We start from the raw sequence: 1,208 nt of genomic DNA, 5'->3' as shown, positions 1-1,208 counted from the left end.
GGTGTGTAGTCCAGCTTCTCGCTGATGTCCTCGCCGATGCGCACGCGCTCGCAGCCACACTGACACACGGTGCAGTCCGGCTCGTGGTGGATCTCTGTGCGCGGCAGTTGCGCCGGCAGCGCTGCGCGCTTCGGTTGCTGGGGTGACAGCTCGGCTGTGGCTTGTGGTTGAAGCTGCTCGAGCTCCACTTCAATGGCGGCCAGATCCGTGTCGATCGCTTCATCCAGCAGGTTCATCTGATCGCTGCTGAGCTGTTCGCTGCGTCGGCCGAACTGCTGGCGCCTGAGGATCGATATCTCGTGGGTCAACTGGTCGATACGGGTCTGCCGGTAACGCAGTTCCCGTTCCTTCTCGCCGACTTCCCGGGTCTTCTCATCAATCTCCCGGTCTCTGTCCTCGACCTGGGCAATCAGCTGCGCGGCGAGCGCGCGCAACTGTTCCGGGCTGAGGGCGTTGAGATCGGCGGGCAGGTCCATGCGGACGAGTCTGCCAGAACCTCGGAGAGCGCGAAAGCGCAACCGTTTACGTCATTGCGGGCGTCATACGACACGGATCACGCCGTCAGGACCGATGCGTTGCCACGGCAAACCCACCACCAGACCGGCGAGTTGCTCCTGCGTCAGCACGTGATGCTTCGGCTCGCTACCAGGGTAAGGCCAGACAAACTGTCCCTCGTTCAGCCGTCGCGCTGCCAGCCAGATTCCAATCCCGTCGTGAACCAGCACCTTCAGACGGTTGGCCCGCCGGTTGGCGAACAGATAAGCATGATATGGATGCGCGGCGCCGAATACGGTTATCACCCGGCCCAGTGCCGTATCAAAGCCGGCCCGCATGTCCAGCGGCTCGACCGCCAGCCACACCTGATCAATGCGGATCACGCGAGCCACTCACGCAGCCAGGCGGCGCATTGTGCTGCCTCTGATGTCGGCCAGCTAACCGTGATCGACTGGTGCGCGCGACGCACCTCGACGCGGATCTCGGCCGGGCGAACGTTCATCGTGTCGAGCGGTACCGGCACGAATGCCGGCGCCTCTGCGGACTGCACAGCCACTTCGCTGGACGCGACCGCCACCCGGGCGCTCCCTTCGGCCTGTTCCACCCAACGTCGGAGCAGATTTGCGTTCAACTTGTGGTGCAGGGCGATGGCCGCGAGCGACACTCCCGGGCCCTGACAAGCCGCAACAACCTGAGCCTTAAACTCCACGCTG

At 63.9% G+C, this 1,208-nt stretch carries 3 protein-coding genes; all 3 read right to left on the bottom strand.

Annotated elements, in window-relative coordinates; genetic code table 11:
- Positions 1–476: IS66 family transposase (locus P0D96_RS48010; protein ID WP_459252714.1), on the bottom strand; the 476-nt coding region annotated here is incomplete at its 3' end.
- Positions 477–539: 63 nt separating this feature from the next.
- Positions 540–878 (bottom strand): IS66 family insertion sequence element accessory protein TnpB, encoded by a 339-nt coding sequence (tnpB, locus tag P0D96_RS48005; RefSeq protein WP_408321343.1) that lies wholly within the window; start codon positions 876–878, stop codon positions 540–542.
- Positions 875–1,208 (bottom strand): transposase (locus P0D96_RS48000; protein ID WP_408321341.1); only part of this gene is annotated, 334 nt, incomplete at its 5' end. The genes P0D96_RS48000 and tnpB, both read right to left, overlap by 4 nt.

The organism is Paraburkholderia sp. RL17-347-BIC-D, assembly GCF_046027915.1.
GTDB lineage: Bacteria > Pseudomonadota > Gammaproteobacteria > Burkholderiales > Burkholderiaceae > Paraburkholderia.
This window is presented reverse-complemented; position numbering and strand designations above follow the sequence as displayed.